The sequence below is a fragment of the Cellulomonas pakistanensis genome (assembly GCF_016862755.1).
In the GTDB taxonomy this organism is placed as follows: Bacteria; Actinomycetota; Actinomycetes; order Actinomycetales; family Cellulomonadaceae; genus Cellulomonas; species Cellulomonas pakistanensis.
The window spans coordinates 79,974-95,014 of sequence record NZ_BONO01000012.1; the positions used below are offsets into that span (position 1 = coordinate 79,974).

17 protein-coding genes are annotated in these 15,041 nt (G+C 75.6%); 8 read left to right on the forward strand and 9 right to left on the reverse strand.

All coding sequences use genetic code 11. The annotated features are described in order from the left end of the window. Nucleotides 1-102 precede the first annotated feature (102 nt). The 3 genes from trpS to Cpa01nite_RS09550 form a co-directional block, all read right to left on the reverse strand. Nucleotides 103-1,092: a tryptophan--tRNA ligase gene (gene trpS, locus Cpa01nite_RS09540; protein ID WP_203668525.1), complete on the reverse strand. Its 990-nt coding sequence runs from the start codon at nucleotides 1,090-1,092 to the stop codon at nucleotides 103-105. A 214-nt stretch (nucleotides 1,093-1,306) separates the two neighbouring features. Continuing rightward, nucleotides 1,307-1,882: a GNAT family N-acetyltransferase gene (locus Cpa01nite_RS09545; protein ID WP_239068669.1), complete on the reverse strand. Its 576-nt coding sequence runs from the start codon at nucleotides 1,880-1,882 to the stop codon at nucleotides 1,307-1,309. 60 nt (nucleotides 1,883-1,942) lie between these two features. Further along, on the reverse strand, nucleotides 1,943-4,300 hold the full coding sequence (locus tag Cpa01nite_RS09550) for a transglutaminase domain-containing protein (RefSeq protein WP_203668526.1): 2,358 nt from the start codon (nucleotides 4,298-4,300) through the stop codon (nucleotides 1,943-1,945). Between the two features lie 225 nt (nucleotides 4,301-4,525). Here Cpa01nite_RS09550 and Cpa01nite_RS09555 point away from each other — a divergent pair, with 225 nt between their 5' ends. Then, nucleotides 4,526-5,176 (forward strand): hypothetical protein, encoded by a 651-nt coding sequence (locus Cpa01nite_RS09555; protein WP_203668527.1) that lies wholly within the window; start codon nucleotides 4,526-4,528, stop codon nucleotides 5,174-5,176. Nucleotides 5,177-5,195: 19 nt separating this feature from the next. On the opposite strand, the gene Cpa01nite_RS09560 is transcribed toward Cpa01nite_RS09555, so the two are convergent. From Cpa01nite_RS09560 to Cpa01nite_RS09575, 4 genes are all read right to left on the reverse strand, one after another. Continuing rightward, nucleotides 5,196-7,307 (reverse strand): alpha-galactosidase, encoded by a 2,112-nt coding sequence (locus tag Cpa01nite_RS09560; protein ID WP_203668528.1) that lies wholly within the window; start codon nucleotides 7,305-7,307, stop codon nucleotides 5,196-5,198. 87 nt (nucleotides 7,308-7,394) lie between these two features. Further along, nucleotides 7,395-8,006 carry a DUF2238 domain-containing protein gene (locus Cpa01nite_RS09565; protein WP_203668529.1) on the reverse strand — a complete coding sequence of 204 codons (612 nt, stop codon included), beginning with the start codon at nucleotides 8,004-8,006 and terminating at the stop codon, nucleotides 7,395-7,397. Between the two features lies 1 nt (nucleotide 8,007). After that, entirely contained in the window at nucleotides 8,008-9,186 is a 1,179-nt protein-coding gene (locus Cpa01nite_RS09570; protein WP_203668530.1) for an RtcB family protein, read from the reverse strand. 51 nt (nucleotides 9,187-9,237) lie between these two features. Next, a complete protein-coding gene (locus Cpa01nite_RS09575; protein WP_203668531.1) occupies nucleotides 9,238-9,837 on the reverse strand; it encodes a DUF2231 domain-containing protein in 600 nt (199 codons plus the stop codon). A gap of 208 nt (nucleotides 9,838-10,045) precedes the next feature. On the opposite strand from Cpa01nite_RS09575, the gene Cpa01nite_RS09580 reads away from it, so the two are divergent. The 4 genes from Cpa01nite_RS09580 (at nucleotide 10,046) to Cpa01nite_RS09595 (ending at nucleotide 12,272) form a co-directional block, all read left to right on the forward strand. Continuing rightward, on the forward strand, nucleotides 10,046-10,495 hold the full coding sequence (locus tag Cpa01nite_RS09580; protein ID WP_203668532.1) for a DUF4383 domain-containing protein: 450 nt from the start codon (nucleotides 10,046-10,048) through the stop codon (nucleotides 10,493-10,495). A gap of 41 nt (nucleotides 10,496-10,536) precedes the next feature. Further along, a complete protein-coding gene (locus Cpa01nite_RS09585) occupies nucleotides 10,537-11,175 on the forward strand; it encodes a hypothetical protein (protein WP_203668533.1) in 639 nt (212 codons plus the stop codon). A gap of 261 nt (nucleotides 11,176-11,436) precedes the next feature. Continuing rightward, the gene (locus tag Cpa01nite_RS09590; protein ID WP_239068670.1) at nucleotides 11,437-11,808 is read left to right on the forward strand and encodes an ArsR/SmtB family transcription factor; all 372 of its coding nucleotides are present in this window, start codon (nucleotides 11,437-11,439) and stop codon (nucleotides 11,806-11,808) included. Continuing rightward, nucleotides 11,805-12,272, forward strand: a complete 468-nt coding sequence (locus Cpa01nite_RS09595; RefSeq protein ID WP_203668535.1) for an SRPBCC family protein — start codon at nucleotides 11,805-11,807, stop codon at nucleotides 12,270-12,272. The genes Cpa01nite_RS09590 and Cpa01nite_RS09595 overlap by 4 nt, the downstream gene beginning before the upstream one ends. Before the next feature lie 56 nt (nucleotides 12,273-12,328). On the opposite strand, the gene Cpa01nite_RS09600 is transcribed toward Cpa01nite_RS09595, so the two are convergent. Beyond that, a complete protein-coding gene (locus Cpa01nite_RS09600; RefSeq protein ID WP_203668536.1) occupies nucleotides 12,329-12,934 on the reverse strand; it encodes a TetR/AcrR family transcriptional regulator in 606 nt (201 codons plus the stop codon). A gap of 174 nt (nucleotides 12,935-13,108) precedes the next feature. On the opposite strand from Cpa01nite_RS09600, the gene Cpa01nite_RS09605 reads away from it, so the two are divergent. The 3 genes from Cpa01nite_RS09605 to Cpa01nite_RS09615 all read left to right on the forward strand — a co-directional run bounded on the left by Cpa01nite_RS09605 (nucleotide 13,109) and on the right by Cpa01nite_RS09615 (nucleotide 14,319). Then, nucleotides 13,109-13,456: a VOC family protein gene (locus tag Cpa01nite_RS09605; RefSeq protein ID WP_203668537.1), complete on the forward strand. Its 348-nt coding sequence runs from the start codon at nucleotides 13,109-13,111 to the stop codon at nucleotides 13,454-13,456. 153 nt (nucleotides 13,457-13,609) lie between these two features. Continuing rightward, complete coding sequence (locus tag Cpa01nite_RS09610; protein ID WP_203668538.1) at nucleotides 13,610-13,927, forward strand: hypothetical protein; 318 nt, start codon at nucleotides 13,610-13,612, stop codon at nucleotides 13,925-13,927. A 122-nt stretch (nucleotides 13,928-14,049) separates the two neighbouring features. Further along, the gene (locus tag Cpa01nite_RS09615; RefSeq protein ID WP_203668539.1) at nucleotides 14,050-14,319 is read left to right on the forward strand and encodes a GlsB/YeaQ/YmgE family stress response membrane protein; all 270 of its coding nucleotides are present in this window, start codon (nucleotides 14,050-14,052) and stop codon (nucleotides 14,317-14,319) included. Between the two features lie 177 nt (nucleotides 14,320-14,496). Here Cpa01nite_RS09615 and Cpa01nite_RS09620 read toward each other — a convergent pair whose 3' ends face one another. Beyond that, nucleotides 14,497-14,781 (reverse strand): adhesin, encoded by a 285-nt coding sequence (locus tag Cpa01nite_RS09620; RefSeq protein WP_203668540.1) that lies wholly within the window; start codon nucleotides 14,779-14,781, stop codon nucleotides 14,497-14,499. Nucleotides 14,782-15,041: the final 260 nt, after the last annotated feature.

Here is a 15,041-nt window from a genome sequence, read left to right on the forward strand (position 1 = left end):
ACCCTACCGACGACCCCTGACACGACCCGCCAAACGGGCCCCGCGCCTGGGGACGACGCACGCCCCGCCGCCTGTGGACGGTTCCGTGCCCCGGGACCATCGCTACCCCACCCGCAGCAGCCCCATCGCCTCGCGCGCCCGGGCCACCGTCGCCGCGGCCGGCGGCGCCACCGCGTCCCGCCCCGCGGCCAGCACCCGGTCCACCTCCGTCGGCTCGGCGGCGAGCTCCGCGTACCGCCGCCGCACCGGGTCGAGCGTCGCGACGAGCGCGTCGATGACCGCCCGCTTGAGCGCCCCGGAACCCGGCAGCCCGTCGAGCGCGGCGGCGGGCTCCCGCCCGGTCAGCGCACCGAGCAGCGCCGCGATGTTCGCGACGCCCGGCCGCTCCGCCGAGTCGTAGATCAGGGCCGGCTCGGCGTCCGTCACGGCACGCCGGACCTTCGCCACGATCGTGTCCGGGTCGTCGAGCAGGAACACCACGCCGGAGCCGTCCGATCCGGTCTTGCCCATCTTGGCGCCGGGGTCGCGCAGGTCCTTGAGCCGCGCGGTCGCCGGCGGGGTGGTCGCCCGCGGCACGACGAACGTCTCGCCGTACCGGGCGTTGAACCGGCGGGCCAGCGTCGTCGTGAGCTCGAGGTGCTGCCGCTGGTCCTCGCCCACCGGCACCACCTCGGCGTCGTGGGCGAGGATGTCCGCCGCCATGAGGGCCGGGTACGTCAGCAGGGACAGCCGGATCGAGTCGCTGCCCGACGACTTCTCCTTGAACTGCACCATCCGGGTCATCTCGCCGTGCGTCGCGGTGCACTCCAGCAGGTACGCGAGCTCGGTGTGCGCCGGGACGGACGACTGCACGAACAGCCGGGCGCTCGGGTCGAGCCCGCAGGCGAGCAGGGTCGTCGCCAGCTCCCGGGTCAGGGCGCGCAGCCGCGCCGGGTCGTGGTCGACGGTGAGGGCGTGCAGGTCGGCGACGCAGACGAGCACGTCGGCGGCGGGGGCGGCGGCCAGGTCGAGCAGCGGGCGGACGGCGCCGAGGTGGTTGCCGAGCTGCAGGCGGCCGGTGGGCTTGAGTCCGGTGAAGACACGCGTGGGCACGGGGGCTCTCCTTCGAGGGGGGATGGCGCACCCACGCCGGGTCCGGAGCCGTGCCGAGGAACGGGAGCGGCCGCCCGAGGTGGGCGGCCGGGGACATGAGGTCAGGCGGCGCCCTGCGAGCGCCACCACCAGCCGTTGCCGGACGTCAGGAACCTCATGGCCGACACTCTGCCGCACCCACCCGGAGCGCGCGCAAGCCCCTGCCGGCCCGCGGTCAGCGCCCCGCGGCCCACTCCTCGCGCAGCAGCGCGTACGCGTACGAGTCGAGCCACCGCCCGTCGCGGTGCAGCGAGTCCGCCCGGTAGTCGCCCTCGCGGCGCATGCCGACCCGCTCCATCAGCCGCCACGACGGCGCGTTGTCCGCGAAGCACAGCGCGGTCACGCGCCGCAGCCCGAGGTCGGTGAAGCACGCCTCGAGCAGCCGCTCGACCGCCTCGGTCGCCAGCCCGTTCCCCTGGACGGCCGGGTCGAAGGCCCAGCCGATCTCGGCCTGGGTGGCCTTCGCGTCCTCGGCGACCTCCGCCTGGCCCCAGCCGTCCTCGACGCGGATCATGAGGTCGCCGACGACGACGCCGTCCCGCTCGACCACCAGCGTCACGCGCAGCCGGTCGGGCTCGGCGAACTGGGCGGCGAACGCGGCTTCGTCGGTCGGCAGCCCGGTCATCCAGCGGCCGACCTCGGGAAGCCGGCGGTACCGCCACACGACGGACGCGTCCTCGGGCGTGGCCGGGCGCACCCGCAGGCGGTCGGTGGTGAGCGGCCAGGGCAGGGCCAGGTCGGCGGCGGTCACCCGGGCAGGTTAGCCGTGCGGGACCGGGGCGCGCTCCCGGCCCCGCACGTCACGAGCCGGTCAGCCCGCCGCGTACTCCGCGACCCGCGAGTCGAGCATCCAGTCCGTGTCCTCGGTCCGGTCGCCGGCCGCCTCGGCATCCGTCTGCAGGAGATAGCGGTTCGGGTCGGACGAGTCGTTCCACGTCGGGTCCACCACCCGCCACGCGCCGTCGACCTTCACCTTGTTCCACGCGTGGCCCTCGCCGGACGCGTTCGCCGTGCCGGTGACGTACACGGCCTCCAGGCCCGCCGCGTCCGCCAGCGCCTTGTACGCCTGGGCGTACGACGCGCAGACCCCGAGGCCGTCCACCAGGACGCCGGTGGCGACGAAGGCGTGCGGCGCTTCGATCGACGCGAAGGTGCTCTGCCGCGCCACATCCAGGGCCGCGTAGTCGTACTCCGCGTTCGCCGCGAGGTAGTCGCCGATCGCGACGGCCTTGTCCCGGTCCGACATGCCGTCGGTGACGACCCGGCCCACGACGTCCTGGACCGCCGCGGCGACGGACTCCTGCTCGGAGACCCGCGCGGCCTCGCTGTCGAAGCCGGTGTACGAGATGCTGAGGAGCTGCTGGTCCGGTGAGTACCCGACGCTCGTCCGCCCGTACGCGAGCGCCATGGGGTTCTGCGCGAGCGCCTCGTCGAACGCGTCCCAGAGCGAGACCCCGGTCGGGGTGATGGCCGAGCCCCTGCCGACGAAGGCGCTCACGTCGACGTAGCGCTCGCCGGCGACGAGGTTCGCGGCGAGGTACGTCGTGAGCGGGTTGCTGCCGTTCACCTGGTACGGGACCTCCGGGGCGACCCGGCTGACGACGTCGCCCTCGCCCGGGTCGCCCGCGCCGGCCTCGACGTACACGTAGGACTGCTCGTCACCGGTCCGCGCGCGCGCCGCGGCGGCGCGTTCGTCCGCGGCGCGTGCGCCCGCACGGGCCGCCTCCATGTCCGGCGCCCGGACCGTGTAGGTGTCGGTGAACATCGTCCCGACGACCCGGTAGGGGATCCGGTAGTCGATCCGCGAGCCGGTGATCGTGACGTTCCCGGCGTCGTCCTCGGTGCCGGTCCAGGTCTCGGCCTCGGTGATGGCGTCCGCGTCGTAGGTGACCGGCCGGACGACGGTGGAGCCGTCGGCCAGGGACACCGGGTAGGAGGTCGGGAGCTGCTCGAGCGTCTTGACGGTCGCGCCCGTCACACCCATCTCCTCGGCGGCGTTGAACGCCTCTTGGGCGGGGAGGCGGCTGACCAGGTCGGCGCCTCCCTGGACCGCGAGCGGGCCGACCTCGCCGTCGACGACGGCGACGACGCCGAACCCGGGCGCGACCGCGAGGCCGTCGTCCGTGAAGCCGTCGACCGCGTCATCCTCCCCGAAGAGGCCGACCGTGAAGGCCTGGTTCATCGCGTAGACGTCCCGGTCCAGGACCTCCGTCGCCGCCAGGGCGGCCTGCACGTCGGCGTCCTGCTCGATCGACGACCACGTGGTCCCCGAGGTGGTGCCGATGACGTCGACGCCCATGTCGTCGGCCCGCACCATGTAGTACTCGTCGGCGCCCTCGACCGCGTCCCAGGAGAAGTGGGCGACGCCGTCGTCGTCGACCCGGACCGACGACTGCACGGCCTGCTCGTCGTCGTCGACCGTGAAGGCCGTCACGCGCGGCTCCGGCAGGGGCTCGCCGGTGGCGCGGTCCCGGTACTCGGCGATGAAGTACCGGTCGTGGACGCCCCACTCTCCCGCGGCGTTGAGCGTCACCTCCTCGGAGTCGCCGAACTGCTCCTCGAAGTCCGGGACGAACGCGAGGATCTCGTGGTTCGGCGGGCTGACCGAGATCGTCCCGTCCCAGCTCACGTGGGCGATGGCGTCCGTGGCGGGGATGGTCAGCTGCTGGTCGGCGAACACCTGGACGACGCCCCGGTCGGTCGGGGCGTCCGGCAGGTCCTCGAGCGCCCACTCGATCGGCAGGGAGAACTCGTGGGTCGGTGCGACGTCGAGGAGCACGTCGTCGAACTCCGCAGCGCCGAGGTCGACCCGCTGGACGTCGGCCGGGGCGGTACCGGGGCGCGCCGGGTCGTCGTCCCGCACCAGCCGGCCGACGCCGAGTCCGCCGGCGACGACGACGAGCGCGGCGGCCACGCCGCCGGCCGTCCAGGCCACGGCGCGCCGTGGCGGCCGGGACGCCGTGGGGGGCGCGGGCGGCGTCGCGGCGGGCGGGCGGACGGCGGACGGGCTGCCGGCGGACGGCGGCGCGAAGGGGTTGCCGGCTGCGCGCACCCCGGCGGGCGGCGCCTCGGGGACGGGCGGGACGGCGGGCACGCCGCGTACGGGTGTCGCGTCGGGGTCGGACGGCTGCGGACGATCGTGGCCCTGGGCCCCCTGCGGATCAGTCATGGGAGGATTCTCGCGGATCACCTGACGCGACGGGGACCCGGTGCGCCCGGACGGCGCAGCCGTGACCTCCCGGTTCGACCGTTCGGGCGCCGGAGGGCACCGCGCGACAGCCTGTGCACCTCAGCGGACAGGTTGTGCCCGACGGGACGGGACCGCACCGCCGGTCGGCTTTCCTGGCCTCGGCCCCCGGGACGAGCCGGGTCGTGCCGACGCAGGAGGACCCGCATGCTCAGCCGCACCCGCGACGCCTGGCGCCGCTTCGCCGAGGGCCGCCCCGCCGTGGCCGAGTTCGTCGTGTTCACGCTCATCAGCCAGGGCATGACCGTGCTCCAGCTCGCACTCATGCCGGTGCTCAAGTGGGTGTTCGGGACGACCCCGCTGGTCGACACCGCGTTCCAGGTGCTGCCCGTGAACACGAACGCGGACGGCAGCACGTTCTTCGTCTTCGACTACGCGGCGGGCGCGCTGCCCGCGGGCGGCGGCGGCCTGGCGTACTTCCTGGCGGTGCAGGTCACGCTGGCGATCGCGCAGATCATCAACTTCTTCCTGCAGCGCACCGTCACGTTCAAGTCGGACGGCGACGTGTGGCGCGCGGCCGCCTGGTACGCGTTCGCGTACGTCGTCATCACGTTCGCCGCCGCCTGGCTGCAGGGGTTCTACAAGGACCCGATCTACCGGTGGATGATCGACCGCTGGGACAGCACCGGCGAGACCGGCGCCGACGTGGTCACGATGATCATCAACGCGCTGATCTCGTTCGTCGTGTTCTTCCCGATCCTCAAGATCATCTTCCGCAAGGCCCCCGCCGACGACGCGGACGACCCGGGCACCCCCCGCACGGACGCGCCGACCCCCGCGGGGGCCGGCGCGCGCTGACGGCCGACCGCCGGCGGGCTCAGACCGCCGTCAGCCGCAGCACGACCGCCTGCTGCGGCGTCAGCAGCGGCCACGCGAGCCCGGTCTCGCCCAGCGCCCTCTCGGGCAGCACGACCGACCCGCCGCCCGCCACGGCCGTCCACCACGCCGGCGCGCCCGCGTCGAGCGTCCGCGGGGCGCCGGCGCCGAGGTCGACCACCTCGACGCGGTACGACGCGTCCGGGTCGAGCCCCGGCACCCGCGCCGGCGCCGGCCGGGACACCCCCGGCGCCGACAGAGCCACCAGCGCGACGACGGCCGCCGACCGGTCCTCCGCGACGACCCCGTGCACCGCGAGCGCCGGGTCCGCGACGTCGGCCCGCACGACCGTGCCGGAGTGCAGCAGCCCGCGCAGGTCCCGGTACGCCGCCGCCCAGGTCGCGACCGCGGCGCGGTCCTCGTCGGACGCCCGCGTCAGGTCCCACTCGATCCCGGCGTGCCCGAACAGCGCGGTCGCGAACCGGAAGCCGAGGTCGCTCGACCGCCCGGTGGTGTGCGCACGCGCGTCGCCGAGGTGCGCGCCCAGGTGCTCCGGCGGGACGAGCACCGACGTCCAGCGGTGGATCTCCTGCCGGTCGAGCGGGTCGTTGGTGTCGGACGGCCAGAACCGGTCGACCCGGTCGGCGATCCCGAGGTCGACCCGCCCGCCGCCGGAGGCGCACGACTCGATCTCGACGTGCGGGAACTCCTCCCGCAGGGCGTCGAGCAGCCGGTACAGCGCCTCGGTCTGCCGGTGCGCGGAGCCGCTCAGCAGGTCGCGGTTGTGGTCCCACTTGAGGTAGGCGATCGGGTACTCGCGCAGCAGCGCCGCCAGGGCGTCGTGCACGTGCGCCCACGCGCCCGGGTCGGCGAGGTCGAGCACGCGCTGGTGCCGCCACTCCGGGGTCGACGCCCGGCCGAGCACCCACTCGGGGTGCGCCCGCGCGAGGTCGGAGTCGGCGCTGACCATCTCGGGCTCGACCCACAGGCCGAGCTCCATGCCGGCGTCCCGGACCAGCGCCGCGAGCGGGTGCAGCCCGTCGGGCCAGACCGCCGCGTCGACGGTCCAGTCGCCGAGCGACGTGCGGTCGTCCCGGCGCCCGTGGAACCAGCCGTCGTCGAGCACGAACCGCTCGACCCCGGCCGCCGCGGCGGCGTCGACCAGGCGCGCGAGGGTCGGCAGGTCGTGGTCGAAGTAGACGGCCTCCCAGGTGTTGAGCACGAGCGGGCGCGGGCGCAGCGGCCCCCGGCGGCGGCGGTGCCGGCGGTGCAGCCGGTCGCTCGCGCCGTCGATCCCCGCGTCCGACCAGGTGGCGACGAGCCACGGCGTGGTCAGCACCTCCCCGGGCCCCAGCACGACCTCGCCCGGGTCGAGCCGCTCGCCGCCGCCGACGACCGCCGGGCCGAGCGGGTTGCGCTCGGCCCACAGCCGGCGGTCGCCGCTCCACGCGACGTGCGCGGTCCACACCTCGCCGGTCCGGAAACCGAAGCCGGGCGTGCCCGCCGCGAGCAGGTACGCGTCGTCGTGACCGGGCCGGCCGTGCCGCGCCTCCCGCAGCCACACGCCGTGCCCGGGCGTCAGCCGCTGCGGCCGCCGCTCGTGCGCCCACAGGCCGGTGTGGTCGGCGAGCTCCCGCGCCCGGTCCGGCACCGGCAGGACGACGTCGAGGGTGCCGACGCCGAGCGGCGTGCCCGCGACGTTCCGCAGCTCGTTCCGCACCGCCAGCACGCCCTCGGGCGACAGCCGCAGCTCGGTGCGCACCTCCAGACCCGCCTCCGCGTCGCCGACGTCGACCAGCAGGACGTCGTCCCAGTCGACGTTCACGCGCTCGACCGACAGCAGGGCCGGGTCGACGTCGAGCCGGCCGTCCCGGTGCACCGCGAGCGCCTGCTGCCCCGACCACCCCTGCGACAGGGTCGGCACGAGGGTCAGCCGCAGCGGGTCGTCGACCGAGCTCGGCGGCACCGCGGGCACGAGCGCGTCCGCGAGCGCCGCCAGGGCGCCGTCGTCGAGGTGCCCGAGGTCGGCGCCCCAGTGCAGCACGGCCGGCACCCCGGTGCCGCGGGCGTCGAGCAGGAGGCTGACGCCCCCGGCGCGCAGATGGTGGATCATCGGCTCCCTGCCTCGTCGAGGGGATGGCGGACGGCGTGCGCCGGGCCCACTCTGCCAGGCCGGCCGAGGCCCTCGCGACGACCCCCGCTACGCGCGGCGGCGGCTCGCGCGCACGAGCGCCACGCCTGCGACCAGCGAGCCCAGCCCGCCCAGCACCATGTCGCCGATCGTGTCGCGGTAGGCCACGTGGATCGTCGCGTCGATGTAGGTGTTCCCGAGGTACTCCCCGACCTCCCAGAACACGCTGAGCGCCAGCCCGAGCGCCCAGGTGAAGCCCACCGACCCGACCTGCACCCGCCGCGGCGCGGGCACCACCGGGTCGACGACCGCTCCCGTCAGCCGGGCGACCACCAGGTGGCCGACCGCGGCGATGAGCCCGGTCACGACCAGGTGCATGACGATGTCGAGCCAGGAGATCCGCTGGTACAGGTCGAGCACCCCGGCCCAGCCCGACGCGAGCAGCCCGATCCCGTACGCCGCGTCGAGCCGCGGGTCGACCCTCGCCGTCAGCGGCACGACCAGCCCGGCGAGCACGAGCAGCAGGAGGGCCGCGTCCACCGGCCCCAGGGCGACCGCGGCGACCGCCGCGCTCGCCAGCCCCAGGACGCGCACCGCGCCGCCGGGACCGCGCACCAGCAACGTCGCCGCCCGACCCGCCGTCATCCCGCCACCCGTCGCCCCGTCCACGACCACCGCCACGTCAGTCTCCTTTCACGTTCACGAGCTGGCGCAGCGTGTGCCGCACCTCCACCAGGTCGGCGGCGTCCGCCATCACGACGTCGATGTCCTTGTACGCGGCCGGGATCTCGTCCAGGAACGCGTCGGTGTCCCGGTACTCGATGCCGGCCATGGCCTCCCGGAGCTGCGCCCGGGTGAACCGCTTCCGCGCGGCCGTCCGCGAGTACGCGCGCCCGGCGCCGTGCGGGCTGGAGCACAGCGACTCCGGCTCGCCGCGGCCGACGACCACGTAGGAGGCGGTGCCCATCGACCCCGGGATCAGCCCCGCGTCGCCGGCCCGCGCGCGGATGGCGCCCTTGCGGGACACCCAGACCGTGCGGCCGGCGTGCTCCTCGCGCTCGGTGAAGTTGTGGTGGCAGTTGACCCGCTCCGCCTCGACCACGTCCTCGCCGACGAACGCGCCCACCGCCGCCGCGACCCGGTCCATCATCTCCTCGCGGTTCAGCAGGGCGAAGTCCTGCGCCCAGCGGAGCTCGCGGATGTAGCGGTCGAACTCCGGCGTGCCCTCCTCGAGGAACGCCAGGTCGCGGTCGGGCAGGTCGACCCCCGCCGCCCGGCAGCGGTCCGCGGCGACGCGGATGTGGTGCTGGGCGAGCTTGTTGCCGACGCCGCGGGAGCCGGAGTGCAGGAACAGCCACACCCGGCCGGTCTCGTCGGCGCTGACCTCGATGAAGTGGTTGCCCGACCCGAGCGACCCCAGCTGCACGCGCCAGGTCGGGGCGTAGGACGCCGGGTCGAACCCGGCCGCCTCGGCCGCGGTCTCCAGCGTCGCGACGCGCTCGGCGGCCGAGCCCTCGACGCGGCGGTTGTACGCGCCGGCCGACAGGGGGACCCGGCGCTCGACGTCGGTGCGCAGCCGCGCGAGGGGCCCGGCGGCGCGCAGGTCGTCCGCCGACCACTGCGTGCGGACCGCGATCATGCCGCAGCCGATGTCGACGCCGACCGCCGCCGGGATGATCGCGCCGAGCGTCGGGATCACGCTGCCGACCGTCGCCCCCTTGACCAGGTGGGCGTCGGGCATCAGGGCGACGTGCGGGTGCACGAACGGGAGCTCCGCGGTGCGCAGCGCCTGCTCCCGGGTCTGCGGGTCCAGGAGCGACGCCCAGCTCAGCAGCCGGTCGGAGATGCGCTCGGGGGCCATCGCCCGATCGTCGCAGCAGGTGTCGCCGCCCGCGCGCCGGAGCAGCGCTGGTCAGGCCGCGCGGTCGGCCGCCGTGCCCTCGCGGCCCTCGTGCTCCGCCGGGCCGGACGCCGACGTGGGCGGCGAGCCGAGCCGGGACGCCATGTGGCCGCCGAGGTAGCCGCTCACGCCGAGCACGCCGCCCGCGCCGAGCGCCACGGCGACGCCCAGCCCCCGGCGCCCGCCGCGGCGCAGCAGCCACGAGGTGCCGTACAGCCCGAGGGCGACGTTGTTGAGGAAGCCGTGCACGGTGCCGACCCGCAGGGTCTTCCGGTCCGAGACGGCCCAGTCGGCCATCCCGGTCACCGCCGCGGGCACGGCGGACAGGATGCCGAGGCCGAGCAGCCGGTCGGCGGCGCGACGGCGGCCGTCCCCGCCGCCGGGGGTCAGGTCGAGCACGGTCGAGCTCACCCAGAACCCGATCGGCGCGTCCGTCAGCAGCGGGTGCGCCGCGTGCCCGAGGGGCTTGCCGTGCAGCAGCGAGGCGAGCTTCGGGCTGGTCCGCAGGGCCTTGAGGACGACGGGCTGCACGCGGTCGACCGCGTCGTCGAGGGCGGTCGCGCGCTCGAGTCGGCGGGTCGCGGTCAGCAGGGGGCTCTCGTCGGCGGTCATGCGTGCTCCTCGTCGGCCAGGCGGACATGTCCTGCCGTCGAGCATCGCCCCGGCGGGCCGCCGTCGCACGGCGAGAGCCGCCCGGGTGCGGGCCGACCAGCCCCGACGCATGCTGGGACCGCGTCCAGCACACGGCGCCGCCCCGCGCAGCACCGCCGCCGCAGGACCGCGTCGCCCGGTGACCCCGCGCACTCCGGAGGGACCCGCCATGACCGCTTCCACTCCCGCAGCCCGCTCCGCCGGCACGACCGCGCGGCAGCCGCACCAGTACCTCGCGCTGGCCATCGGGGTCGTCTACCTGCTGGTCGGCCTCGCCGGCTTCCTCGTCACGGGCTTCGACGGCTTCACCGAGCACGACCACTCGCAGACGCTGCTCGGCTTCGCGATCAACCCGCTGCACAACATCGTGCACATCGTGATCGGCCTCGCCGGCATCGCGCTGTGGTCCACCGCCAGCCGGGCGCGCACCTACGGCTGGCTGCTGTTCGTCGGCTACGGCGCGACGTTCGTGTACGGCCTGATCGTCGCGGACAACCCCGACGCGAACGTCCTCAACATCAACGGCGCCGACAACGGCCTGCACATCGTCTCGGCCCTCGCCGGCCTGGCGATCGCCCTGTGGCCGCGCCGCGACCGCGACCGGACGGTGCGCGCCTGAGCGCCCGCACCGGGACCCCGCGTCCCGCACCGACCGCGCCGGTGGCCGACGCCGCCGGCGCGGTCCTGCGCGCGCTGATCGGCCTGGTCGACCACCTGCGCCGCGCGCCCCGCCCGCTGCACCCGCGCGGCGTCGTCCGGCACGGCACCCTGCTGGTCGACGACGCCGGCGCGCCCGGGGCGCGCGAGCTCGGGGCGCCGCTGGTCGTCCCGGCGGTCGCCCGGGTGTCCCGCTCGGCCGGGCTGCCCGCGCCGCTGCCCGACCTGTTCGGTGTCGCGGTGCGCTGGCAGGTCGGCGGGCTGACCCACGACCTGCTGCTCTCCGGCACCGGGCTCGGCCGGCTGTCCCGGTTCGTCCTCGTCCCGCGCCGCCGGCCGCTCGACGGGCCGCACGGCACGCTGATGCCGTTCCTCGACGCCGAGGGGCGGCCGCTGCTCGTCGCCGCGGTCCCGGCGCCGGACGCCCCGCGGGACGGCGGGGTCGACCTGGTGCTGCTGTCCGCCCGCCCGGGCGGCCGGTGGCACCGGCTGGGCCGCCTGGTGTGCCCCGCGCGGCCGGGCGACCGCGACGACCCGGGCCTGCGGTTCGACCCGGTGCTGCACGTCCCGGGCGACCTGCGCGTCCCGGGCTGGGCCGCGCGCCTGCGCCTCCCGTCGTACCGCCGCGCCCGCGCCTCCTGACCCCGCGGGCCCCGCCGCGCTGCCCCGCCTTGCTGCGCCGCCGTGCTGCGCCGCCGCGCTGCGCCGCCGTGCTGCGCCGGAGGCGCCGCGCTCCGCGAGACCCACTGATCCGGCCGAGACCCCCGTCCGGTTCAGGCGGTCTCGACCGGATCAGTGGGTCTCGGCGATCCCGCGACCCGTCGGGCGCCCGGCTGCGGTGCCCGCCGACGAGGGATCGCACGGGGATTGTGCACCGATCGGTTCAGCGTTATGGTGAACCTCATGGTTCAGCAACAGCGCCTGGACGAGGTGTTCGCCGCCCTGTCCGACGCGACCCGGCGCGACGTCCTCGTGCGCCTCGGTGACGGCCCCGCCACGATCGGGCAGCTCGCCGGGCCGTACGGGATCACCCTCACCGGCATGACGAAGCACGTGCGGGTGCTCGAGGACGCGGGCCTGGTCGTCACCGAGAAGGTCGGGCGCGCCCGGCAGTGCCGCCTCGGCACCGAGCGCCTGGACGACGCGATGTCCTGGATCGGGTTCTACCAGCGGCTGTGGGAGCGGCGGCTGGACGGGCTCGAGGCCTTCTTCACCCTGCAGCGCGGCCGTGAGACGGCCGCCGCCCCGCGCACCCCGGAAGGACCACCCGCATGAGCACCGACGCCACCGGCACCACCGACATCGAGCTGCGCGCCGAGCGCGTGCTGCCCGCCACCCCCGACGAGGTCTTCGACGCCTACACCGACGCCGAGAAGCAGCGGATCTGGTTCGCGATCCTCGACACCGAGCCTGGCGTCGTCGAGATCGAGGTCGACCTGCGGGTCGGCGGGCAGCAGACCGCGGTGTGGGGGCCCAGCCGCGACGAGCTGTTCCGCGAGACGCAGACGTTCCTCGAGATCGACCGGCCGCACCGCCTGGTCACGGAGTCCGTCGGCAGCAGCCCGGACGGCCAGACGATGACGACCCGCGTCGAGGTCACGTTCGCCGCCGTCGACGGCGGCACGCTGATGAGCGTCGTGCAGAGCGGCTTCCCGACCCCCGAGGTCCGGGACTTCTTCGCCGAGCAGGCCTGGGTCGGCGCGTTCGACCGGATCGCGGCGTACCTGTCCGCCGCCTGACGGCCCGCGCGGCGCCCGCTCCCGGAACCCGGGGGCGCGCGTCGCCGTTCGTCCGCTCAGCGCGGAGCGGCGCCCGCGCCGTAGCGCAGCCCGTCGACGACCAGGTCGAGCAGCCCCCGCACCCGCTCGGCCCACCGGTCGGAGTCGGGCACGTTCCACACGCCGCCCATCGCGAGCATCACCTGCTCGCCGTCGACGTCCGGGCGCACCGAGCCGTCCTCCCGGCCGGCGGCCAGCAGCACGTCGATCGCCGCGACGATGCGCGCCTTCGTGTCGGCGAACAGCGACGAGTCCGAGCCGACCGCGGTGCGCAGCGCCGCGCCCATCCCCCGCTTGGCGGCCGCGTACCGGACGAACCGGCCCATCCACTCGCGCAGCGCCTCGACCGCCGGCCGGTCCTGGCCGAGCAGCGCGGGCGCGGCGTCGCACAGCTCGGCGACCTCCTGGCGGTAGGCGGCCTCGACGAGCGCGCTGCGCTCCGGGAAGTGCCGGTACAGCGTGCCGATGCCCACGCCCGCCTGCTGCGCGATCGACTCGAGCGGCGCGTCGCCGTCCTCGGCGAGCGCGCTGACGGCGCACTGCAGCAGCCGGGCGCGGTTGCGTGCGGCGTCCGCGCGCAGCGGCCTGGTCAGGGGGGTCGACGGGGTCGACGGGGTGGTCACGGCACCTCTCCTCTTGCGATCCGGAGGGTCCTCCGCTTAGAGTCGACAGCGAAACGGAGGCTCCTCCGTTCCAGGGTACGCCGCCTCCGACGCCCGGTCACCTCCGACCGAGCACCGGGCACCGTCGACGCCGGCCCGCGAACCCCGCACCACCGACCACCTCAGGAGGCCCGCATGGCCAGCACCTTCCACGGCGTGACGTTCGACGCCTACGACGCCCAGGCCGTCGCCCGGTTCTGGGGCGCCGCGCTCGGCCGCGACGTCGCCCCCGGGGCCACCCCGGAGCACGCCGAGCTGCTCGACCACACCGGCGCCCCGCGCCTCGTCTTCGACCGCGTCCCGTCCGGCGGAGTGGTCCGCAACGCCCTGCACCTCGACCTCGTGACGACGGACCTCGAGTCCGAGTCCGAGCGGCTCGTCCGGCTCGGCGCGCGCCGGGTCGGCGCGGTCGGCGGCACCGCGCGCTGGGTCAACCTGACCGACCCCGAGGGCAACGCCTTCGCACTGCTGCCGGCGGCCTGACCGGGACCCGACCCGCCACCCGTCCGGGTGACAACGGCCGCCCGGCGCTCGCTCGACGGGCGGCTATGTCGCATTCGTCCTAGTTTCCGGCGTGCCGCCCCGATGGCGGTCGGAATGCGCTCACCGGTGCCGAGAACGAGACAGGGGAATGCCATGACCCACCCGTACGGACAGAACCCGCAGCAGCCCGCCGGCCAGACGCCGCCGCCCGCCGCGCCCGCGGCCCCCGGCGGCTACGGCGTGTCGACGCCCGCCACCGGCACCCCGGTGCTGTCGATCATCACGTTCGTGCTGGCCGCGATCGGGCTGTTCTTCCTGCCGATCGTGTTCGGCCTCGCCGGCATCGTCACCGGCATCGTCGCCGTCGTCCGCAAGGAGCGCCTGGGCAAGATCGCGCTGATCGTGGCCGTGGCCGCCACGGTGCTCGGCTTCGTCCTCGGCGCCATCGCGTTCAACGCGGTCCAGGGCTGACCCGACCCGTCACCCGACCGCCCACGACCCGCTGAGCAGCGGGCCCGCGGGCGTTCCGGATGCGGAGCCGCCGCACCCGTGCCACGGTTCTCACCGTCCGAACGAGTTCTTGGAGGTGCCAGATGGGATTCTTCGCTTTCCTGCTGCTGGGTCTGATCGCGGGGGCTATCGCGAAGGCGATCCTGCCCGGACGCCAGGGCGGTGGCTGGTTCATCACGCTGCTGCTCGGTGTCGTCGGCGCCCTGCTCGGGGGCTGGCTCGGCAGCGTGCTGCTGGACGCCCCGCTCGAGGAGTTCTGGTCGATCCAGACGTGGCTGCTCGCCATCGCCGGCTCGATCATCGTGCTGCTGATCTACGGGGCCCTCACCGGCCGCAAGGGCGCCCGCGCCTGACGTAGGAGCATCCGGCCCGGCGACGGTGGGAGACCGTCGCCGGAGCCCGGGCCGGGCACCGGCCCCGCGCGGTGGGAGACCGCCCGGGCCGCCCGGCACGACGAGGGCTCGCACATCCGCACCAGCGGCTGCGCGAGCCCTCGCCGTGTGTCCGGGGGTCGGCGCCCCCGGGGGCGATCAGCCCTGCGGCGCCAGCGTGAAGCCGGGGGCGCCGGTCGCCGACGGATCGGCGTCGAGCGTGAGGTCCGCGAGCGCGGTCGAGGTCTCCGGGGACACGAACACGGTCGCGCCGTCCGTGTCGATGACGTCGTCGCCCGGCACGGCCTCCGGGACCAGCGCGAGCTCGAAGGAGCCCAGCTGCTGCTGCGACTCCGCGATGCGCAGGCCGCCCGAGTCGGGGAGCCCCGCGCGGGTGGTGAGGTCGCGGACGGCGGTGCTGGCGTTCTCGGTCAGGGTGAGCACGGGTGCTCCTCTCGTGGCCGGTGGCGGTCGTCGGCACCGGAGCGCCGCGACCATCGGACCCCTCCACCGTCGGCGGGTCCGCCGGGGGACGCAAGCGCAGGTCCGCTGGGCAAGACCGCCGGTGTCCGCTGCGCGGAGCGCGCTGGACAAGCCCCCCGGCGACGCCGCACCCTCCTCCCCTGGGGCCCAGATCCCGCCCGCGGACCGCCCCCGGTCCGCGCGCGCACCGCGTCGGGCCGGTGCCCCTCGCCGAGCACGCA

What these genes read in the sequence shown, in the direction of transcription:
- Cpa01nite_RS09550 (WP_203668526.1), bottom strand. Translation starts at nt 4,300, where the DNA reads ATGACTGATCCGCAGGGGGCCCAGGGCCACGATCGTCCGCAGCCGTCC.
- Cpa01nite_RS09555 (WP_203668527.1), top strand. Translation starts at nt 4,526, where the DNA reads ATGCTCAGCCGCACCCGCGACGCCTGGCGCCGCTTCGCCGAGGGCCGC.
- Cpa01nite_RS09560 (WP_203668528.1), bottom strand. Translation starts at nt 7,307, where the DNA reads ATGATCCACCATCTGCGCGCCGGGGGCGTCAGCCTCCTGCTCGACGCC.
- Cpa01nite_RS09570 (WP_203668530.1), bottom strand. Translation starts at nt 9,186, where the DNA reads ATGGCCCCCGAGCGCATCTCCGACCGGCTGCTGAGCTGGGCGTCGCTC.
- Cpa01nite_RS09575 (WP_203668531.1), bottom strand. Translation starts at nt 9,837, where the DNA reads ATGACCGCCGACGAGAGCCCCCTGCTGACCGCGACCCGCCGACTCGAG.
- Cpa01nite_RS09580 (WP_203668532.1), top strand. Translation starts at nt 10,046, where the DNA reads ATGACCGCTTCCACTCCCGCAGCCCGCTCCGCCGGCACGACCGCGCGG.
- Cpa01nite_RS09590 (WP_239068670.1), top strand. Translation starts at nt 11,437, where the DNA reads ATGGTTCAGCAACAGCGCCTGGACGAGGTGTTCGCCGCCCTGTCCGAC.
- Cpa01nite_RS09595 (WP_203668535.1), top strand. Translation starts at nt 11,805, where the DNA reads ATGAGCACCGACGCCACCGGCACCACCGACATCGAGCTGCGCGCCGAG.
- Cpa01nite_RS09605 (WP_203668537.1), top strand. Translation starts at nt 13,109, where the DNA reads ATGGCCAGCACCTTCCACGGCGTGACGTTCGACGCCTACGACGCCCAG.
- Cpa01nite_RS09610 (WP_203668538.1), top strand. Translation starts at nt 13,610, where the DNA reads ATGACCCACCCGTACGGACAGAACCCGCAGCAGCCCGCCGGCCAGACG.
- Cpa01nite_RS09615 (WP_203668539.1), top strand. Translation starts at nt 14,050, where the DNA reads ATGGGATTCTTCGCTTTCCTGCTGCTGGGTCTGATCGCGGGGGCTATC.